Source organism: Bradyrhizobium sp. R2.2-H (genome assembly GCF_004346455.1).
GTDB lineage: Bacteria > Pseudomonadota > Alphaproteobacteria > Rhizobiales > Xanthobacteraceae > Bradyrhizobium > Bradyrhizobium diversitatis.
Genome location: NZ_SMBR01000001.1, coordinates 144,608 through 162,609 on the forward strand (window position 1 = coordinate 144,608; position 18,002 = coordinate 162,609).

Annotated in this window: 14 protein-coding genes; 6 read left to right on the forward strand and 8 right to left on the reverse strand. The window is 65.9% G+C overall.

Going from position 1 to position 18,002, the window contains the following annotated elements; genetic code table 11:
* Positions 1-59 precede the first annotated feature (59 nt).
* From fbcH to EDE08_RS00700, 5 genes are all read left to right on the forward strand, one after another.
* On the forward strand, positions 60-2,132 hold the full coding sequence (gene fbcH, locus EDE08_RS00680) for a cytochrome b/c1 (protein WP_131866235.1): 2,073 nt from the start codon (positions 60-62) through the stop codon (positions 2,130-2,132).
* 252 nt (positions 2,133-2,384) lie between these two features.
* Complete coding sequence (locus tag EDE08_RS00685; protein WP_131866237.1) at positions 2,385-3,059, forward strand: dienelactone hydrolase family protein; 675 nt, start codon at positions 2,385-2,387, stop codon at positions 3,057-3,059.
* 32 nt (positions 3,060-3,091) lie between these two features.
* Entirely contained in the window at positions 3,092-3,706 is a 615-nt protein-coding gene (locus tag EDE08_RS00690) for a hypothetical protein (protein WP_245524663.1), read from the forward strand.
* A gap of 242 nt (positions 3,707-3,948) precedes the next feature.
* Entirely contained in the window at positions 3,949-6,114 is a 2,166-nt protein-coding gene (locus EDE08_RS00695) for an anthranilate synthase component I (RefSeq protein ID WP_131866239.1), read from the forward strand.
* A gap of 120 nt (positions 6,115-6,234) precedes the next feature.
* Positions 6,235-6,774: an adenine phosphoribosyltransferase gene (locus EDE08_RS00700; protein ID WP_131866241.1), complete on the forward strand. Its 540-nt coding sequence runs from the start codon at positions 6,235-6,237 to the stop codon at positions 6,772-6,774.
* A 109-nt stretch (positions 6,775-6,883) separates the two neighbouring features.
* Here the strand turns inward: EDE08_RS00700 and EDE08_RS00705 are convergent, their stop codons facing one another.
* From EDE08_RS00705 to EDE08_RS00740, 8 genes are all read right to left on the reverse strand, one after another.
* Positions 6,884-7,552: a hypothetical protein gene (locus EDE08_RS00705; protein WP_131866243.1), complete on the reverse strand. Its 669-nt coding sequence runs from the start codon at positions 7,550-7,552 to the stop codon at positions 6,884-6,886.
* Between the two features lie 60 nt (positions 7,553-7,612).
* Positions 7,613-8,365 (reverse strand): P-loop NTPase family protein, encoded by a 753-nt coding sequence (locus EDE08_RS00710; protein ID WP_131866245.1) that lies wholly within the window; start codon positions 8,363-8,365, stop codon positions 7,613-7,615.
* A 208-nt stretch (positions 8,366-8,573) separates the two neighbouring features.
* Entirely contained in the window at positions 8,574-9,773 is a 1,200-nt protein-coding gene (locus EDE08_RS00715) for a M48 family metallopeptidase (RefSeq protein ID WP_131866247.1), read from the reverse strand.
* A gap of 149 nt (positions 9,774-9,922) precedes the next feature.
* On the reverse strand, positions 9,923-10,483 hold the full coding sequence (locus EDE08_RS00720; protein WP_131866249.1) for a LemA family protein: 561 nt from the start codon (positions 10,481-10,483) through the stop codon (positions 9,923-9,925).
* A gap of 137 nt (positions 10,484-10,620) precedes the next feature.
* Positions 10,621-11,601, reverse strand: a complete 981-nt coding sequence (locus EDE08_RS00725) for a small ribosomal subunit Rsm22 family protein (RefSeq protein WP_131866251.1) — start codon at positions 11,599-11,601, stop codon at positions 10,621-10,623.
* A 129-nt stretch (positions 11,602-11,730) separates the two neighbouring features.
* Positions 11,731-15,195 (reverse strand): chromosome segregation protein SMC, encoded by a 3,465-nt coding sequence (smc, locus tag EDE08_RS00730; protein WP_131866253.1) that lies wholly within the window; start codon positions 15,193-15,195, stop codon positions 11,731-11,733.
* A gap of 217 nt (positions 15,196-15,412) precedes the next feature.
* A complete protein-coding gene (locus tag EDE08_RS00735) occupies positions 15,413-16,084 on the reverse strand; it encodes a DsbA family protein (protein ID WP_131866255.1) in 672 nt (223 codons plus the stop codon).
* Positions 16,085-16,211: 127 nt separating this feature from the next.
* The gene (locus EDE08_RS00740) at positions 16,212-16,703 is read right to left on the reverse strand and encodes a DUF721 domain-containing protein (RefSeq protein ID WP_131866257.1); all 492 of its coding nucleotides are present in this window, start codon (positions 16,701-16,703) and stop codon (positions 16,212-16,214) included.
* A 163-nt stretch (positions 16,704-16,866) separates the two neighbouring features.
* On the opposite strand from EDE08_RS00740, the gene mutY reads away from it, so the two are divergent.
* On the forward strand, positions 16,867-17,967 hold the full coding sequence (gene mutY, locus EDE08_RS00745) for an A/G-specific adenine glycosylase (RefSeq protein ID WP_131866259.1): 1,101 nt from the start codon (positions 16,867-16,869) through the stop codon (positions 17,965-17,967).
* Positions 17,968-18,002 lie beyond the last annotated feature (35 nt).

Below are 18,002 nucleotides of genomic sequence, written 5' to 3' on the forward strand. Positions count from 1 at the left end.
TCGGACTCAAGTCCGAAGCTTCGCGCCGTCTCGTCGTACTATTTCCTCAGGATCGCATCATGAGCGGACCATCCGACTACCAGCCGAGCAATCCGGCCCTGCAATGGATCGAGCGGCGCCTGCCGATCTTTGGTCTCATCCATTCCTCCTTCGTCGCCTATCCCACCCCGCGCAACCTGAACTATTGGTGGACCTTCGGCGCCATTCTCTCCTTCATGCTGGGGATGCAGATCCTGACCGGCGTGATCCTGGCGATGCACTACACGCCGAACGCCGATCTCGCCTTCAAGTCGGTCGAGTTGATCGTGCGCGACGTGAACTACGGCTGGCTGCTGCGCAACATGCACGCGGTCGGCGCCTCGATGTTCTTCGTCGCCGTCTACGTCCACATGTTCCGCGGCCTCTACTACGGGTCCTACAAGGAGCCGCGCGAGGTGCTGTGGATCCTCGGCGTCATCATCTACCTCCTGATGATGGCGACGGGCTTCATGGGCTACGTGCTGCCGTGGGGTCAGATGAGCTTCTGGGGCGCCACTGTCATCACCAACCTGTTCTCGGCCGTTCCCTATGTCGGCGAGAGCATCGTGACGCTGCTGTGGGGCGGCTATTCGGTCGGCAACCCGACGCTGAACCGCTTCTTCTCGCTGCACTATCTCTTGCCCTTCGTGATCGCGGGCGTCGTCGTGCTGCACGTTTGGGCGCTGCACGTCGCCGGCCAGAACAATCCCGACGGCGTCGAGCCGAAGACGGAAAAGGACACGGTGCCGTTCACGCCGCATGCCACCATCAAGGACATGTTCGGCGTCGCCTGCTTCCTGCTGCTGTACGCCTGGTTCATCTTCTACATGCCGAACTATCTCGGCGACGCCGACAACTACATTCCGGCGAACCCGGGCGTGACGCCGCCGCACATCGTGCCGGAATGGTATTACCTGCCGTTCTACGCCATCCTGCGCTCGATCCCGAACAAGCTCGCCGGCGTCGTCGCGATGTTCGGGGCGATCATCATCCTGTGCTTCCTGCCCTGGCTCGACAGCGCCAAGACCAGGTCGTCGAAGTACCGTCCGCTCGCCAAGCAGTTCTTCTGGATCTTCGTTGCGGTCTGCATCCTGCTCGGCTATCTCGGCGCGCAGCCGCCGGAGGGCATCTACGTCATTGCCGGCCGGGTCCTGACGGTCTGCTACTTCGCCTACTTCCTGATCGTGCTGCCGCTGCTCGCGCGCATCGAGAAGCCGCGGCCGGTGCCGAACTCGATCTCGGATGCGGTCCTGGCCAAGACCGGCAGCCGGTCGACGCCGATGGTCTCCACCGCGATCGTGCTGGCGCTCGCCGGTTCGTTGTTCGCTGGCTCGATCGACAGCGCGAAAGCGTCTGAAGGCAGCGATACGCCGCCCGGCAACAAATGGTCGTTCTCGGGCCCTTTCGGCACGTTTGACCGCGGGGCGCTGCAGCGCGGGCTGAAGGTCTACAAGGAGGTCTGCTCCAGTTGCCATGGCTTGTCTTACGTCGCCTTCCGCAACCTCGCCGAGGCCGGCGGTCCCGGCTATTCGGTGGCGCAGGCGTCGGCGTTTGCTTCCGAGTACAAGGTCAAGGACGGTCCGAACGATGCGGGTGACATGTTCGAGCGTCCGGGTCGGCCGGCGGACTATTTTCCCTCGCCATTCCCGAACGAGCAGGCTGCGCGTGCGGCGAACGGTGGTGCGGCGCCGCCCGACCTGTCCCTGATCACCAAGGCGCGCTCTTACAAGCGCGGCTTCCCCTGGTTCATTTTCGACGTCTTCACCCAGTACCAGGAGCAGGGGCCCGACTATGTCGCCGCGCTGCTCCAGGGCTATGAGGAGAAGGTGCCTGAGGGCGTGACCATCCCGGAGGGCTCGTACTACAATAAGTACTTCCCTGGTCACGCCATCAAGATGCCGAAGCCGATCAGCGACGGCCAGGTGACCTATGACGACGGCTCGCCGACCACGGTCGCGCAGTACGCCAAGGACGTCACCACGTTCCTGATGTGGACCGCAGAGCCGCACATGGAAGCGCGCAAGAGCCTCGGCTTCCAGGTCTTCGTGTTCCTGATCATCTTCGTGGGCTTGATGTATTTCACCAAGAAGAAGGTCTGGGCCGACTCGCACTGAGCGGCGCAAGACGAACGAGAAAAGAAAGAGCCCCCGTAAGGGGGCTTTTTTGTCGGACTCGTGTCCCGGACGCGCGAAGCGCGAGCCGGGACCCAGGATGCGTGTGGCTGGGCCCCGGATCAGCAACGCATCACGCCGCGAAGGTGGCGCATCCGGGGCACGAGAGTGTGTTGCTTGGCGCGATTGCGTATCGCTCGCTCAATCGCCACAATAGCCCTCAACCGCTCCCCCAGAAACGCGTCGGAGGACACCATGGGAACCACCATCACGTTCAAGCGCCCGGACGGCAAGGACGCCTCGGGCTATCTCGCCAACGCCGCACGCGGCAACGCGCCGGGCGTGGTCGTGATCCAGGAATGGTGGGGGCTGTCGGACCAGATCAAGGGCCTGTGCGACCGCTTTGCGCTGGCCGGCTTCGACGCGCTGGCGCCCGATCTCTACAAGGGCAAGGTGGTGCCCTATCACGACACCGATTCCGCCAACAAGGAGATGAACTCGCTCGACTTCATGGACGCGACCACGCAGACGGTGCGCGGCGCCACGCAATACCTGTCGCGCAACGGCGCCAAGGTCGGGCTGACCGGCTTCTGCCTCGGTGGCGCCGTCACCATCATCGGCGCGACCAAGATCCCGGAGCTCGCGGCCGGCGTCGTGTTTTACGGCATTCCGCCGGAGCAGGCGGCCAAGCCCGCCGACGTCAAGATCCCGCTCCAGGCCCATTTCGCCAACAGGGACGATTGGTGTACGCCGGAGCTGGTCAATGGCTTCGAAAAGGCCATGAAGGCCGCCGGCAAGTCGCTTGAGCTGTTCCGCTATGACGCCGAGCACGCCTTCGTCAACGAGCAGCGCCAGGCCGTGCACGACCGCGAAGCCGCCGAGCTCGCCTGGGGCAGGGCGACGGAGTTTTTCCGCAAGCATCTCGGGTGATGCTGGAATGAGCCGAGCGGGAGAGCGAGCGCATGCCCATTCCGTCTGTCGTCTGCCGAACGCTCGGTCCGATCGTGCGATCGGTGCTCGCTGTTGGCGGGCTGATGCTGATGGCAGCTCAGGCGCCGGCACAGCAAGCCTTCGTCACACTGAACGGCGACCTCAAGAAAGAGGCGTGGTGGGTTATCGCGGAATTCCATCCGTTCACGACCGAGGTCCGCGGCATCCCCGCGAACCAGATCCGCAAGAGCTGGTGCAAGGCGACTGAATTCCGCAAGGACCTGATCCCCAAGGAGCTGCTGTTCGAGAATGGCGCTGATGTGATGAAGGGCGCCGACATGTCCTTTGCCATCGAGGGGCGCTTCGACGGCGCCGCCACGAAGCAAATCGCCGTGGTCGGCGTGTTTCAGGAGTGTGCGGGCCCAAAGGGCAGATTCATGCTAGTCGTCGATCAGCCGGCCGGCGAGAAGCCCAAGATGCGCTTTGTCGACGCCGTACGCACCAACCGCCAGTTCGCAGCTCTTTCGAAGGACAAGCGAGGCAAGCTCGTGCTTTGGGGCTGCATGGAATGCGACGGCTATTCCGTCCTCAAATGGGATCGGAAGAAGAACAGGTTCGAATGGGAGCCTGACCCTCTCGAGCAATAGTCCGAAGGCCGACCGTCGCAGCTGGCGGCCCTTGACGCCGTCCCCGTGCCATGGTGAGTATCCGCCCATGAGCACCGCCGTCCGCCCAGCCCGTCTTTGGTGGCGCACCTCCTGACGAGGTGGCCGGTGCGCTTTCTTTTCCCAAGATCGCTCGAGGTCGCCAGCACAGCGCGGCGGCCTGATCGTTTGTCCTGTGTGGCGTTCCCTCGGCAAGTCTCGTAAGAGGACCCCAAGAGGATCACATGAACAGGACAGTCTTTGCCCTCCCGGCCAGAAGCGCGCACGCAACCCGCGAGGGTCTGGCGATCACGCGCGTGGCGGAGCAGTTTACCGGCGGCGCCAACAGGCTCGACGACCTCGTCAGCCTACTCGACCGCCGCCGCGGCGTGGTGCTGTCCTCGGGCACGACCGTGCCCGGCCGCTACGAGAGTTTCGACCTCGGCTTCTCCGATCCGCCGCTCAAGCTTGAAACCGTGGGCGTCAATTTCACTTTGGAAGCGCTGAACGCGCGCGGAGAGGTGCTGATCGCCTTCCTCGGCGATGTCCTGCGGGAGCCCTGCGTCGTGATCTCCGAGAAGACGGCGAGCCGCCTTGCCGGTCACATCATCCGCGGCGACGCCCCGGTCGAGGAGGACCAGCGCACCCGGCGTGCCAGCGTGATGTCGCTGGTGCGCGACATCATTGCCGCCTTCTCCGCCAATGACGACGGGCTGCTCGGCCTGTTCGGCGCCTTCGCCTACGACCTCGTGTTCCAGATCGAGGACCTCGTGCAGAAGCGCCCGCGCGAATCCGACCAGCGCGATATCGTGCTCTATATTCCTGACCGCCTGCTTGCCTATGACCGCGCCACCGGCCGCGGCGTCGTGCTCTCTTACGATTTCGCCTGGAAGGGCAAATCGACCGAGGGCCTGCCGCGCGAGACCGCCGACAGCCCCTATCTGAAGACGCCGCGCCAGGGCTTTGCCGATCACGCCCCCGGCGAATACCAGGCCACCGTCGAGACCGCGCGCGCAGCCTTCGCGCGGGGCGATCTGTTCGAAGCCGTGCCGGGGCAGCTCTTCGCCGAGCCCTGCGATCGCTCGCCGGCCGAAGTGTTCCAGCGGCTCTGTGTCATCAACCCCTCGCCCTATGGCGCGCTGATGAATCTCGGCGCGGGCGAGTTTCTCGTCTCGGCTTCGCCGGAAATGTTCGTCCGCTCGGACGGCCGCCGCGTCGAGACCTGCCCAATCTCAGGCACGATCGCGCGCGGCAGGGATGCGATCGGCGATGCCGAGCAGATCCGCCAGCTCCTGAACTCGGAGAAGGACGAGTTCGAGCTCAACATGTGCACCGACGTCGACCGCAACGACAAGGCGCGCGTCTGCGTTCCCGGTACGATCAAGGTCTTGGCACGCCGTCAGATCGAGACCTACTCAAAGCTGTTCCACACCGTCGATCATGTCGAGGGCATGCTTCGCCCCGGCTTCGACGCGCTCGACGCCTTCCTCACCCATGCCTGGGCGGTGACCGTCACAGGCGCGCCAAAGCTCTGGGCGATGCAGTTCGTCGAGGATCACGAGCGCTCGCCGCGGCGCTGGTATGCGGGGGCGATCGGCGCGGTGAATTTCGACGGCAGCATCAACACCGGCCTCACCATCCGCACCATCCGTATGAAGGACGGTCTTGCCGAGGTGCGCGTCGGTGCCACCTGCCTGTTCGATTCAGACCCCGCGGCGGAGGACCGCGAGTGCCAGGTCAAGGCCGCTGCGCTGTTCCAGGCGCTGCGCGGCGACCCGCCGAAGCCGCTGTCGACCTTTGCACCCGATGCCACCGGTTCGGGCAAGCAGGTGCTGCTGATCGACCATGACGACAGCTTCGTGCACATGCTCGCCGATTATTTCCGCCAGGTCGGCGCCAGCGTCACCGTGGTCCGCTATGTGCATGCGCTCGAGATGCTCAAGAGGAAGAGCTGGGATTTGCTGGTGCTGTCACCCGGTCCCGGCAGGCCGGAGGATTTCGGGATCAGGAAGACCATCGATGCAGCGCTGGAGAACAAGCTGCCGGTGTTCGGCGTCTGCCTCGGCGTGCAGGCGATCGGTGAATATTTCGGCGGCGAGCTCGGCCAGCTCACCCATCCCGCCCACGGCCGGCCCTCGCGGGTCCAGGTCCGCGGCGGGCGCTTGATGCGCAATTTGCCGAACGAGATCGTCATCGGCCGCTATCACTCGCTCTATGTCGAGCGCGACAGCATGCCGGAGGTGTTGAGCGTCACGGCCAGCACCGAGGATGGCGTCGCCATGGCGCTGGAGCACAAGACCCTGCCGGTGGCCGGCGTGCAATTTCATCCGGAATCGCTGATGTCGCTCGGCGGTGAGGTGGGCTTGAGGATCGTTGAAAACGCCTTCCGGCTGGAAGCGGGGACGAATTGAGTGCAGGATATTTTACCTCGTCATTCCGGGATGGTGCGCAAGCACCAGACCCGGAATCTCGAGATTCCGGGTTCGATGCCGACGCATCGCCCCGGAATGACAAACTGAGATGAGAAACGAATGACTTTTGACCACGACATCAAGGCGTGCGTCCGCACCATTCCCGACTATCCCAAGCCGGGGATCATGTTCCGCGACATCACGACCCTGCTCGCGGACGCGCGCGCGTTCCGCCGCGCGGTGGACGAGCTCGTCAATCCCTGGGCCGGCAACAAGATCGACAAGGTCGCCGGCATGGAGGCGCGCGGCTTCATCATCGGCGGCGCGGTGGCGCACCAGCTTTCGGCCGGCTTCGTGCCGATCCGCAAGAAGGGCAAGCTGCCGCACACCACCGTGCGCATCGCCTACTCGCTCGAATACGGCATCGACGAGATGGAGATGCATGTCGACGCGATCCAGCCTGGTGAACGCGTCATCCTGGTCGACGACCTCATCGCCACCGGCGGCACCGCCGAGGGCGCGGTGAAGCTGCTCCGTCAAATTGGGGCCAACGTCGTCGCCGCCTGCTTCATCATCGACCTGCCCGAGCTCGGCGGCGCCGCCAAGCTGCGCGCCATGGACGTGCCGGTGCGCACGCTGATGACGTTCGAGGGGCATTGAGCGGGCGTTGAACGTCGCCCAGGCTTATTTGTTTGGATTGCTGCCGGCCGCGGCCTCGGTTCACCTCTCCCGTAGGGAGAGGTCGGCGCCGAGTTCACGGCTAAAGACTCTACGACCGTTGCAGGATCAGGCTGAGTTCGAGTTCCCGGAAGGCGATGTAGTTCCGCCGGGTCCATTGGTGTAGTTCGGTGGAAGAGTCCTTCTCCCGGCGCAGATAGCCGGTGAAGGAGAAATTCAGCCGGTCGATATAGGTTTTCAGGAAACCCGGCAGCGCGGGCAGGCGGAACAGCCGGCCGGTGGCCATCGCAGGCGGCAGCTCGCCGCGGACGACATATTCGTTGTCCACCGTGACCAGGTTCATGCGCGGGATCTGCCCGCGCAGCATCTCATGGGCGCGGGCCGAGGCACGGTCGGTGTCGGCGACGAACAGGATCTGCGGTGCGACATGGCGGCGCGCCGCCTCCTTCAGGAGGCCGATCTCGTCGGTCATCTTGAAAAACTCGTCGAACGCGTGGAAGCCGAGGTCGATGACCTTGGCAACACCGTCATCGAGGATGACGCGGTCCATCAGCTGCATCTTGCCATAGGTGTCGATCACGTCCGCGGTTTCCGTGACCTTCGGCAGATAGTCGAGCAGCGACGGCTCCTTCAGGTTGACGTCGAAGGCCGCCACGTTGCCGTTCTTGAGCAGCAGGAATTCGCTGAGGAGCCGCGCCAGCAGGGTCTTGCCGACCTGCGGGCGGGGCGAACAGATGATGTAGACGGGTGTCGCGGGCATCGACAGCTATATCAGGCCAACTCACCACCCAATCCAGCCGTATCCGCCCGGGCTGCGCAACTATTTTTCGCTGTTGCGGGTCACCGGCTTCGAACCGACGATGTCGGTCAGGCGGATGCGGTCGAATTCGCTCCAGACATTGGCCAGCCAGTGCCGGACATAGCCGCGCAGCACGAAGGAGTAGTTGGCGGCCTCGTCGTTGATGCCCTTGTTGGCGACGAATTTCAGGAACGGGACGGAGGAGACCTCGACCTGCTCATAGGCCATTTCGTTGAGCTTTGGGATGGTCAGCTCGGTCGCGTCCTTGATGCGGTGGAAGTAGGAATTGTAGGTCGCCTGGTCCCACTGGAAGAACTGGGTGTCGTTAATGAAGTTCTTGACCAGGAAATATTTCGCGCCGCCCATGAAGCCTGCGGTCTCCGCGATCTCCTCCAGCGAGGCGATCGAGGGCCCGAGGATGTGGAACACGGCGAAGGTGATCTGGCCGGCCTTGGCGGCGTCGAGAAAGCCGATGTCGCGCAGCGAGGCCAGCGCCGGCGAGAGCAGGCCGGCGCGGACGTCGATCACGGTGACCGAAGGGCTGACGGCGTTGAGCGTGTCGAAGATCTTCATCTGGTCCGCCGTCGTCGTCATGTCGACGATCTCGGTGATATCAGGGTGGAAGCGCTTCAGGGTTCCGCGCGGGGACTCCGTGTCGAACGCGCGGGTCGGCACGTTGTTGGCTGAGAAATAATCGAGCAAGGTCCGCGACACCGTGGTCTTGCCGACCCCGCCCTTGTCCGCGCCCACCACAACCACTGCCGGCTTTGCCATTGCTGTCCCCTAACGCGCGCCCCCGATCGCGAGGTCGCAATCGGCCGGGCCCCAAATCGATGTCCCAAAGATGGTCCCAAGTCTGCTGTTGGGCGCGAACATGGCAGAAACAAGGGAGAATTCAATTCCTTGGGCCGCAGTTGCGGCAATTCCAGTGGTTTTTCCGGATCACCGGGAAAACCGCCGCGTGTAGCGGTAAATCACGCGCTCAATGGCGGCCCCAAGGTCCCATCGCATTGTCCGCCGGAGCTCCTGAGGGGCCTGGGGCCGGCACGGGCGGCGGTCCAGCCGGGTTGCCTGCGTCGTTCCACGGCCCGCGCGGCGGCTGCGCATCCTGCGAGTTGGCCTGTGCCTCCGGTTGTTCCGTTGCGGGTTGATCCGTCTCTTCGGCGGGGTCTGGCAGCGGACCGGGGTCGTGGCCGCCGGCGAACTTGACCAGCGCATCGACCCGGGACTGCACCGAGGGATGGGTCGCGAACAAATCGGCAAAGCCCTCGCGTGGATTGTCGACGCAGAGCTCCATCACCGCCGAGGTCGCGCCGGGCAGCTCGCCGCGACCCTCGATCTTGCGCAACGCCGAGATCATCGCGTCAGGATCTTTCGTCAGCTCGACGGAGCCCGCGTCGGCGAGAAATTCGCGCGACCGCGATAGTGCGAGCTTCACCACCTGGGACAGCAGCCAGGCCACCACGATCAGCACGATGGCGATGATGATCACGATCACCGCGCCGCCGCCGGAGCTCTTGCTGTCGCTCGATGACGAGGACGACCGGGAGGAGGATCCCGAGCCCCCGGAGCTCCAGTTGAAGTTCGTGAACAGGCGGAAGAACAACTCGCCGAAGAATCCGACCACGCCGGCAATGATGACGGCGACGACCATGAGCTGCACGTCGCCGTTCTTGATGTGGGTCAGCTCGTGGCCCAGCACCGCCTCGATCTCCTTGTCGTTCAGCGCGGCGAGCAGACCGGTGGTGACGGTGATGGAATATTGCCGCGGATTGAGGCCGGTCGCGAACGCGTTCAGGGCCGGGCTCTCCATGATCTTCAGCTTCGGCATGGTGATGCCGCGCGAGATGCAGAGGTTTTCAAGCAGATTGTAGAGCCGCGGCTCCTCCTGCCGGGTGACGCCGTGGCCGCCGGTCACGGCATCGATCATCGACTGGTGGAAGAAATAGGCGATCACGATCCAGAGCGCCGCCGCGATCGTCGCGAACGGTGCGGCCTTGAGCAGGTCGGTGAAGGCGCGGCTCAGATAGTAGGCGACCGTGCCGTTGCCGTTGATGACGACCTCGGCCACCAGCGCCCCGGCATAGACCAGCACGTAGACCAGCGCGAACAGGCCGGCGAGCAGCAGCATCGAACGAAACTTGTTCGAGGCGATGTGCGTGTAGAGACCATACGCGGCCATGGCGGGTCTTCGTCAAAGTCCGTCGTTCCGGGGCACGCCGAAGGCGTGAACCCGGAACCTCGAGATTCCCTGGTGCGCAACTACGCGCCATGGTTCGTCGCAATGCGACGCCCCGGAATGACGGAGAAGAGCAATGAACATGCCGGCAATCAGAACTTCACCTGCGGCACGGCCTCGACCTCGGTGCGGCTGGCGCCGAGATCGAAGAAGTCCTTCTTGGTGAAGCCGAACATGCCGGCGAACAGGGCGGCGGGCAGCTGCTGGATGCCGGTGTTGTATTCCTGGACCGCGTTGTTGAAGAAACGGCGGCTGGCCGCGATCTTGTTCTCGAGGTCGGAGAGCTCGGATGCGAGCTGCTGGAAATTGGCGTTGGCCTTGAGATCCGGATAGGCCTCCGACAACGCGATCAGCCGGCCGAGCGCGCCGGACAGCTGGTTCTCGGCCGCGGACACCTGCGCCGACCCCTGTGCCGACATCGCCGAATTGCGGGCCTTGATTACGTCGTCGAGCGTGCCGCGCTCGTGCGACGCATAGCCCTTCACGGTCTCGACCAGGTTCGGGACCAGGTCGTGACGCTGCTTGAGCTGCACGTCGATATCGGCAAAGGCCTGGCCGACACGCTGGCTCAGCGCCACCAAGCGGTTATAGGCGCTGAAGGCGAACAGCACGAGGACGACGATGACGCCGAGAACGATCCAGCCGGTCGACATGGAGAACTCCTGAAGAGGGAAGAAGGCGGGCGCTAGGGTAGACCAGATTGGCGCAGGATAAGAGCCCGGTGCAGGGGGAGGTAAGGCTTGGTCGGATGAGGAACCATCCGAGTTCAAGGCAAAAGCCCCGAACGGGGTTAACTATCGGCAATGAGGGAATCGCCCCAGCGCCAGCGACGGGCGCTTGCATAGGCTGGCTTGTCGCGGCGGGGCACCTTCGCGAGCTCGACGCCGCCCTGGTTGCAGAGCTTTGCCGTGATCTCGGCCTTGCCGACATCCGGCGGGGCCAGCACGCGCGCCGTGCGCGTTGCGGGCGGTGTGCGGGTCAAAGCGACGTAGATGAAGCGCTCGTCCTCGAACGGCACCTCGGCACCCTTGATCTGGCGGTGCGCCTGCGAGCGCGGCAGGCGCTGGCTGAAATGGCACCAGTCGGGCGCGATGAGCGGGCACGACCTTTCGTGCGGGCAGGGCGCGGCGACGTAGGCGCCTGCCGCGATCAGCTGCTGGCGCAGTGCGAGGATGCGGGCGTAGCCGGCGGGCGTGCCGGGCTCGATCACGACCAGCGCGTGGCGCGCCTTCGCCCACATCGCATCTGTGAGCTTGCGCTGATCGGCCTCGTTGAGCTCCCCGATGACGTAGCTTGCAATGACGAGATCGGCTGGCGAGACTTCAGCGAGATTGCCGCCGGCATCGCCCGGCAGATAACGGCACTCCGCGAGGCGCGAGCTGTTGCGTGCGAGTTCGAGCGCGAGTCGGCTCAGCGTGGCGTTGGCGTCGAGCAGGGTAAAGTCTTGCAGCGACGGAAAGGCTTCGGCGGCCGCCCAGCTCGCGGTGCCCGGGCCTGCGCCGACGTCGAGCAGCGTTTCCGGGGCGAGATCAGGCGCGATCTCGGTCAGCGCATTGAGGCTGGCCGCCACCGCCGCGTAGGTCGCGGGCATGCGCGCCAGCGCATAAGCGAGCGCATCGGCCTCCGACTTGATCGTGCCGGAGCCGCCGCCGGCGCGATAGACGGTCGAGATCTTCTGGGAGCGCTGGGCCGCGTCGCTGCGCGAGAAGCCCGGGAGCTTGCCGTCGAGGGCGGCTTTCAATTCGGCGGGAAGGGTGGGGGCTATCATCATCCGCAGTCATGCCCCGCGAAGGCGGGGCATCCAGTACTCCGAGACAGTGCCGTCAACCGAGAAGCCGCGGCGTACTGGATCATCCGCCTTCGCGGATGATGACGCAATGGGTGTGGCGCGACTGCGGACTCACGCCACGTTCTGGTCGAGAATGTCCACGGCCTCGGCGAGGCTCACCGACACCAGCTGCGAGACGCCGCGCTCGGCCATGGTGACGCCGAACAGGCGGTTCATCCGCGCCATGGTGATCGGGTTGTGCGTGATGATGATGAAGCGCGTGTCGGTCGAGCTGGTCATCTCGTGCAGCAGGTTGCAGTACCGTTCGACGTTGTGGTCGTCGAGCGGCGCGTCGACTTCGTCCAGCACGCAGATCGGCGACGGGTTGGTGAGGAACACCGCGAAGATCAGCGCCATTGCGGTCAGCGCCTGCTCGCCGCCCGAGAGCAGCGACAGCGTCTGCGGCTTCTTGCCCGGCGGTTTGGCGATGATTTCGAGGCCGGCCTCCAGCGGGTCGTCGCTCTCGATCAGATGCAGCGCGGCCTCGCCGCCGCCGAACAGCTCGACGAACAGGCGCTTGAAGTGGTTGTTGACGACCTCGAACGAGGTCAGGAGCCGCTCGCGGGCCTCCTTGTTGAGGCTCTGGATGCCCTGGCGCAGCCGCTTGATGGCTTCGACGAGGTCGTCCCGCTCGGTGACGAGGCCGGTGTGCTGGGTCTCGACCTCGCGCAGCTCTTCCTCGGCGCGCAGATTCACGGCGCCGAGGCGCTCGCGGTCGCGCCGCATCTTCTCGAGGTCTTCCTCGATGTCGTGCAGCGGCGGCAGCTCGGCGCCCGGCTCGATCTCGGCAAGGCCGGCGACGGCCTGCGGCTCGACCTCGAGCATGTCGCGGATCTCGCGCTCGATATCCTCCAGCCGGCGCCGCGCGCCTTCCATGCGCTCCTCGGCGCGGGCGGTGGCCTCGCGGGAGCTTGACAGTGCCTCAAGCGTCAGCTTGGCGACGCGATCGGTCTCCGCCATCGCGCTTTCCGCGGTAGCGAGCGCGTCGGCAGCCATGCGGCGGTCGTTCTCGGCGTACTCGATCTCGGTGATCAGTGCGCTGCGCTTCTCCGCGAACACGGCCGGCGCGTTTTCGAGCTCGCTGCGCTCGATCGTGAGCTCGGCGATGCGGGCCTGGATGGTGTCGATGTGGGAGGCCGCGCTCTCCTTGCGGTTCTGCCACTCGGTGCGTTCGGCGAGGATCGCCTGCACGCGACGGTCGGCGAGCTCGGCTTCGCGTGCCAGCGCCTGCGCCTCGGCGCGGACCTGGGCGGCCATGCGGCGATGGCCCTCGATGTCGCTGCGGACGGCAGCGAGACGCGTTTCGGTGTCTTCGCTCGACGGCAGCTCGCTGATGCCGGCTTCGGCGTATTCGTAGGCGGCCTCGGCTTCGGCGCGGTCGGCGGCGAGACGGCTGTGCGCTTCCGACAGCGTGGCCTTGCGTGCGGCGTGGCGGCTGATCTCGCGCTCGGCGGTGGCATGGCGCTCGCGCGCGACGTTGAGCTCGCGCTGCGCGGCGCGCCAGGCTTCGCGCGAGGCGCCTTCGGTGCTGGCTGCCATCTGCAGCTCGGACTCGGCGTTCTCCAGCGCCTGGCGCTTGATCTGCGCGTCGATGCGGGCCTGCTCCAGCTCGTTCTCGATATCGACGAGGCGGGCGCGCTCGGCAAGGCGGCGGGCGGCACCGGTCGGTGCGTGAGCCGCGGCGACAAAGCCGTCCCAGCGCCAGACGTCGCCCTCGGGCGAGACCAGCCGCTGGCCGGTCTTGAGCTGCGAGACCAGCTCCGCGCCGCGCTCGCGCGGCACCACGCCGATCTGCGCCAGACGTCGCGCCAGCTCGGCCGGCGCCTGCACGTGATTGGCGAGCGGCACGACGCCCTCGGGCAGCGCTGGATCGCCTTCGGTGTGTCCGACATTGGTCCAGCGCATCGGCGCCGACGGGTCGATCGGCGCATCGAGATCGTCGCCGAGCGCGGCGCCGATCGCCTTTTCAAAGCCCTTGTCGACGTTGATGCCATCGATGATCGGCGGCCACAGATTCTTGGTCTCGCCATTGACGATCTTGGAGATCGTGCGCGCCTCGGTCTCGAGCCGCTGCACGCGCTTGTCGGCCTCGACCAGCGGCGAGCGGGAGGATTCCAGCGTCTGGCGCGCGGCCACGTGCGCAGCCTCGCTCGCCTGCGCCGCAGCTTCGGACGCGGCCAGCGTCTGCTCCGCGGTCTCGACCAGCGCGGTCAGCTCGTCGAGATCGCCGAAGCCGCCGGTCTCCTGCGCAAGCTTCTGCTCCTCGGCCGCCACATTCGCGATTTCCTGGTCGAGCCGGGCGAGCTTGTCGCGGTGCGTGCGGACGTTGGCCTCGAGCTGGTTGCGCTTGGCGGTGAGGTCGGCGAGCGCGGTGGTGAGCTCGGCGAACCTCTGCTCGGTTTCGGTCAGCACCGCCTCGGCTTCGGCGACGCGTTCGTCGACGCCGGAGCGCTTCTCGACGCGCGACTTGATCTCTTCCTTCAGCTCGGCGTCTTCTGCGTCGAGCCGCTGCAGGGCCACATCGGCGTCCATGGTCTGCTGCTGGGCGCGGGAGATGTCGCCTTCGAACTGCGCGAGGCGCCGCTCGAGCTCGGCGACGCGCTCCTTGGCGCGCTCTTCCTCGCGGTCGAGCTGCTCGCGGGCATTGGTCAGGCGCTGGAGTCCGGCTGCTGCGCGTGCCTCGGCATCGCGTAGAGCCGGCATTTCGGCGGCGCGGATGGCCTGGATGCGGGCGGCTTCGGCCTGGTGCTGGGTGCGCTCGGCCATCTCGCGTACCGCGAGATCGTGGGTCTGTCCGGACTCATTGACGTCGGCATGCGCGCCGATCCAGCGCAGATGGTACAGCGTGGCTTCGGCCTTGCGGACCTTGGCTGCGACCTCGCGATAGCGCACCGCCTGGCGGGCCTGCTTCTTCAGGCCTTCCATTTGTCCTGCGAGCTGGCCGATCACGTCCTCGACGCGGGTGAGGTTGGTTTCGGCCGCCTTGAGCCGCAGTTCGGCCTCGTGACGGCGGGCGTGCAGGCCGGCGACGCCGGCGGCGTCTTCCAGCACGCGGCGGCGCTGCTCCGGCTTGGCCTGGATGATCTCGCCGATCTTGCCCTGGTGGACGAGAGCCGGCGAGCGCGCGCCGGTGGCGGCGTCCGCGAACAGGATCTGTACGTCGCGGGCGCGCACGTCGCGGCCGTTGATGCGATAGACCGAGCCGGCCTCGCGCTCGATGCGTCGGGAGACTTCCAGAAGCTGGCTGTCGTTCATCGCCGCCGGCGCGGTGCGATCGGCATTGTCGATCGTCATCGTCACTTCGGCGTGGTTGCGCGCAGGACGGTTGCCGGAGCCGGCGAAGATCACCGCGTCCATGTCGGCGGCGCGCAGCGATTTGTACGAGGTCTCGCCCATCGCCCAGCGCAGTGCTTCGACGAGATTCGACTTGCCGCAACCGTTGGGACCGACCACGCCGGTCAGGCCGGGCTCGATGACGAAGTCCGTGGGCTCAACGAAGGACTTGAAGCCGTGAAGGCGCAGGCGGGTGATTTTCATAAACACGCATCTCTGTTGGCAGGCGCGAATCTCCCTGCCGGGACAATACCATGGAAGGCAATGTCGCTGTCTGGGTGAGTCGCGCGAGGCGGCTCATGCGGCTGGACAATGGCCGCGGTGCGCCGCGAGGGCAACCAGCGAAAGCCGCTTTTCCCAAGGGATTTGTGCCGGGAAGAATGCGGCTTGAGATGCGCGAATCGGGATTGTCGCGTGCGAATCAGCTCTTGAGCAGCGGATCGATCTTCTTGGCGAATTCCTCGAACGAGGCCTCGCCCTTGATCTTCTCGCCGTTGATGAAGAAGGTCGGCGTCGAATCGACCTTCAGCACGTCGCTGGCATATTTCTGGTCGGCAGCGATCTTGTCGAGCAGCGCCTGGTCCTTCAGGCAGGCCTCGACCTGCTGCTGGGTGAGGCCGGCCTGCTTGCCGATCCGCGTCAAGGTCTCCGTGGTGTTCTTCAGCACCCAGTCGTTCTGCTGGCGGAACAGCATGTCGGTGACGGCGAAGTATTTCGGCGCATCGCCATTGGCGATGCAGCGCGACAGCATCGATCCGGCGGCCGCCTTGATGTCGAGCGGGAACTCGCGGAAGATGTAACGCACCTTGCCGGTGTCGATGTATTCCTTCTTGATCTTCGGGAACACCTGCTCGTTGAAGGCGGCGCAGTGCGGGCAGGTCATCGAGGCGTATTCGGTGATGGTGACGGCGGCATCGTTCGGCCCGAGCGCCATGTCGGGCAGGGACACGGGCTTGGCGACGTCGGCGGCCGATTGCGCCATGGCTTCAGGGATCATGGCCTCGGAGACGAACCGCAGCGGCGGGAGCCCGGTGAGCGCGGCAAGCCCGGTCAGCGACAGCATCGTGGTGAAGGCGCGGCGGGTGATGATCAAGGTCGGCTCCCGGGATTGGCAAGGTTCGTCCGAGGTTCCCGCCCGGACGGCCTGTCGCTAGCTTGAAACGTCGATTGAGGCAATGGCGGGCCGCACGGACGGGTCCAGTTTGGCCGCGGAATGAGGCTCAATTTCGCTTGATGGCGGCCCCGAGCCGGGCCAGCGCCGACTTGAGCTCGTCATCCTCAATGCCACCCAGGCTCTCCGCCACCTTGGCGACGCTCTTGGGGTCCGGCGGGCCGGGCCGCACCCGGCGCTGGGCGCGCGACAGAGGGGCCTGGCGGAAGGCAAGCTTGCCGACCGCGTTCCAGCCGAAGAAGCGGTTGACCCGCTCCAGGATGACATCGGCGGAGTGCTGGATCTCCAGCGCCATCGGTCCCTCGACCCGCAGCACCAGGGTCGCCGGCTCCTGCGGCTGGCCCTCCACCGGGCGCGGCCATTGCATCTTGAGCGGCTCGGCATGGGCCGCGATCTCCGGCCCCGCGATCTGCGCCCACCGCGTCACCAGCTCGCGCGCGGCAAAGCCCTGCTTGGCATAGGCCTCGGCGAAGACGTCGTCGACGAGGATGCCGAGCGGCTTGGCGCTGATGGGACCGGGCTTGGGAGGGAATTTGGACATGGGACCTTATAGCACTTCCGAAAGGGAGCCACATACCCGTCGCGCCGTCATGGCCGGGCTTTGTCCCGGCCATCCACGATCCCGCGCGAAGAAAGACGTGGATGCCCGCGACGAGCGCGGGCATGACGTGGAGAGATTGCCGTGACCTCGTTAGAGTGTGGACATGAGCCCCAGATCTGCCCGCAAGGCCAGGCCGGAACCCGCGCCGTCGACACCATCATCGCGCCCAACGCTCCTGCTGTCTTGGTACGACCGTCACCGTCGCCGCCTGCCCTGGCGCGCGGCTCCCGGTGAGACATCGGACCCCTATCGCGTCTGGCTGTCGGAGATCATGCTCCAGCAGACCACGGTGAAGGCGGTCGGCCCCTATTTCGAGAAATTCGTCGCGCGCTGGCCTGATGTCGCGGCGCTGGGGCGGGCTTCCCTGGACGACGTGCTGCGGATGTGGGCGGGTCTCGGCTATTACTCGCGCGCGCGAAACCTCCATGCCTGCGCGGTCGCGGTGACGCGCGAGCATGACGGCGTGTTTCCCGATACGGAGGAGGGCTTGCGCGCGCTGCCGGGGATCGGGCCCTACACGGCATCGGCGATCGTCGCGATCGCCTTCGGCCGCCGCACCATGCCGGTCGACGGCAATATCGAGCGGGTGGTGTCGCGCCTGTTCGCGGTCGAGGAGGAGCTGCCGCAGGCCAAGCCGCGGATCCAGCAACTGGCGGCGACGCTGCTTGCCGACACCCGCGCCGGCGACAGTGCCCAGGCGCTGATGGATCTGGGCGCCTCGATCTGCACGCCGAAGAAGCCGGCCTGCTCGCTGTGTCCGCTGAACGAGGATTGCACGGCGCGCGCGCAGGGCACGCAGGAGAGTTTTCCGCGCAAGGCGCCGAAGAAGAGTGGGGCACTGCGGCGTGGCGCAGCGTTCGTGGTCACACGCGGCGGCGACTTGCTCGTCCGGTCGAGGCCCGACAAGGGCCTGCTCGGCGGCATGACTGAAGTGCCGGGCTCGGACTGGCTCGCCGGACAGGAGGATGCGGCGGCGAAGCAGCAGGCGCCGGAGCTGAAGGGGCTGTCGCGCTGGCAGCGCAAGGTGGGTGTCGTCACCCACGTCTTCACGCATTTTCCGCTGGAGCTGGTGGTCTACACCGCGAAGGTGGACGCCCGCACCCGCGCGCCCGAGGGCATGCGCTGGGTGCCGATCGCAACCCTGGCCGGCGAAGCGCTGCCCAACGTCATGCGCAAAGTCATCGCGCATGGATTGGGCTTCTAGGATCGATCCTGCTGACAACAGGCTGTCAGCAGCCT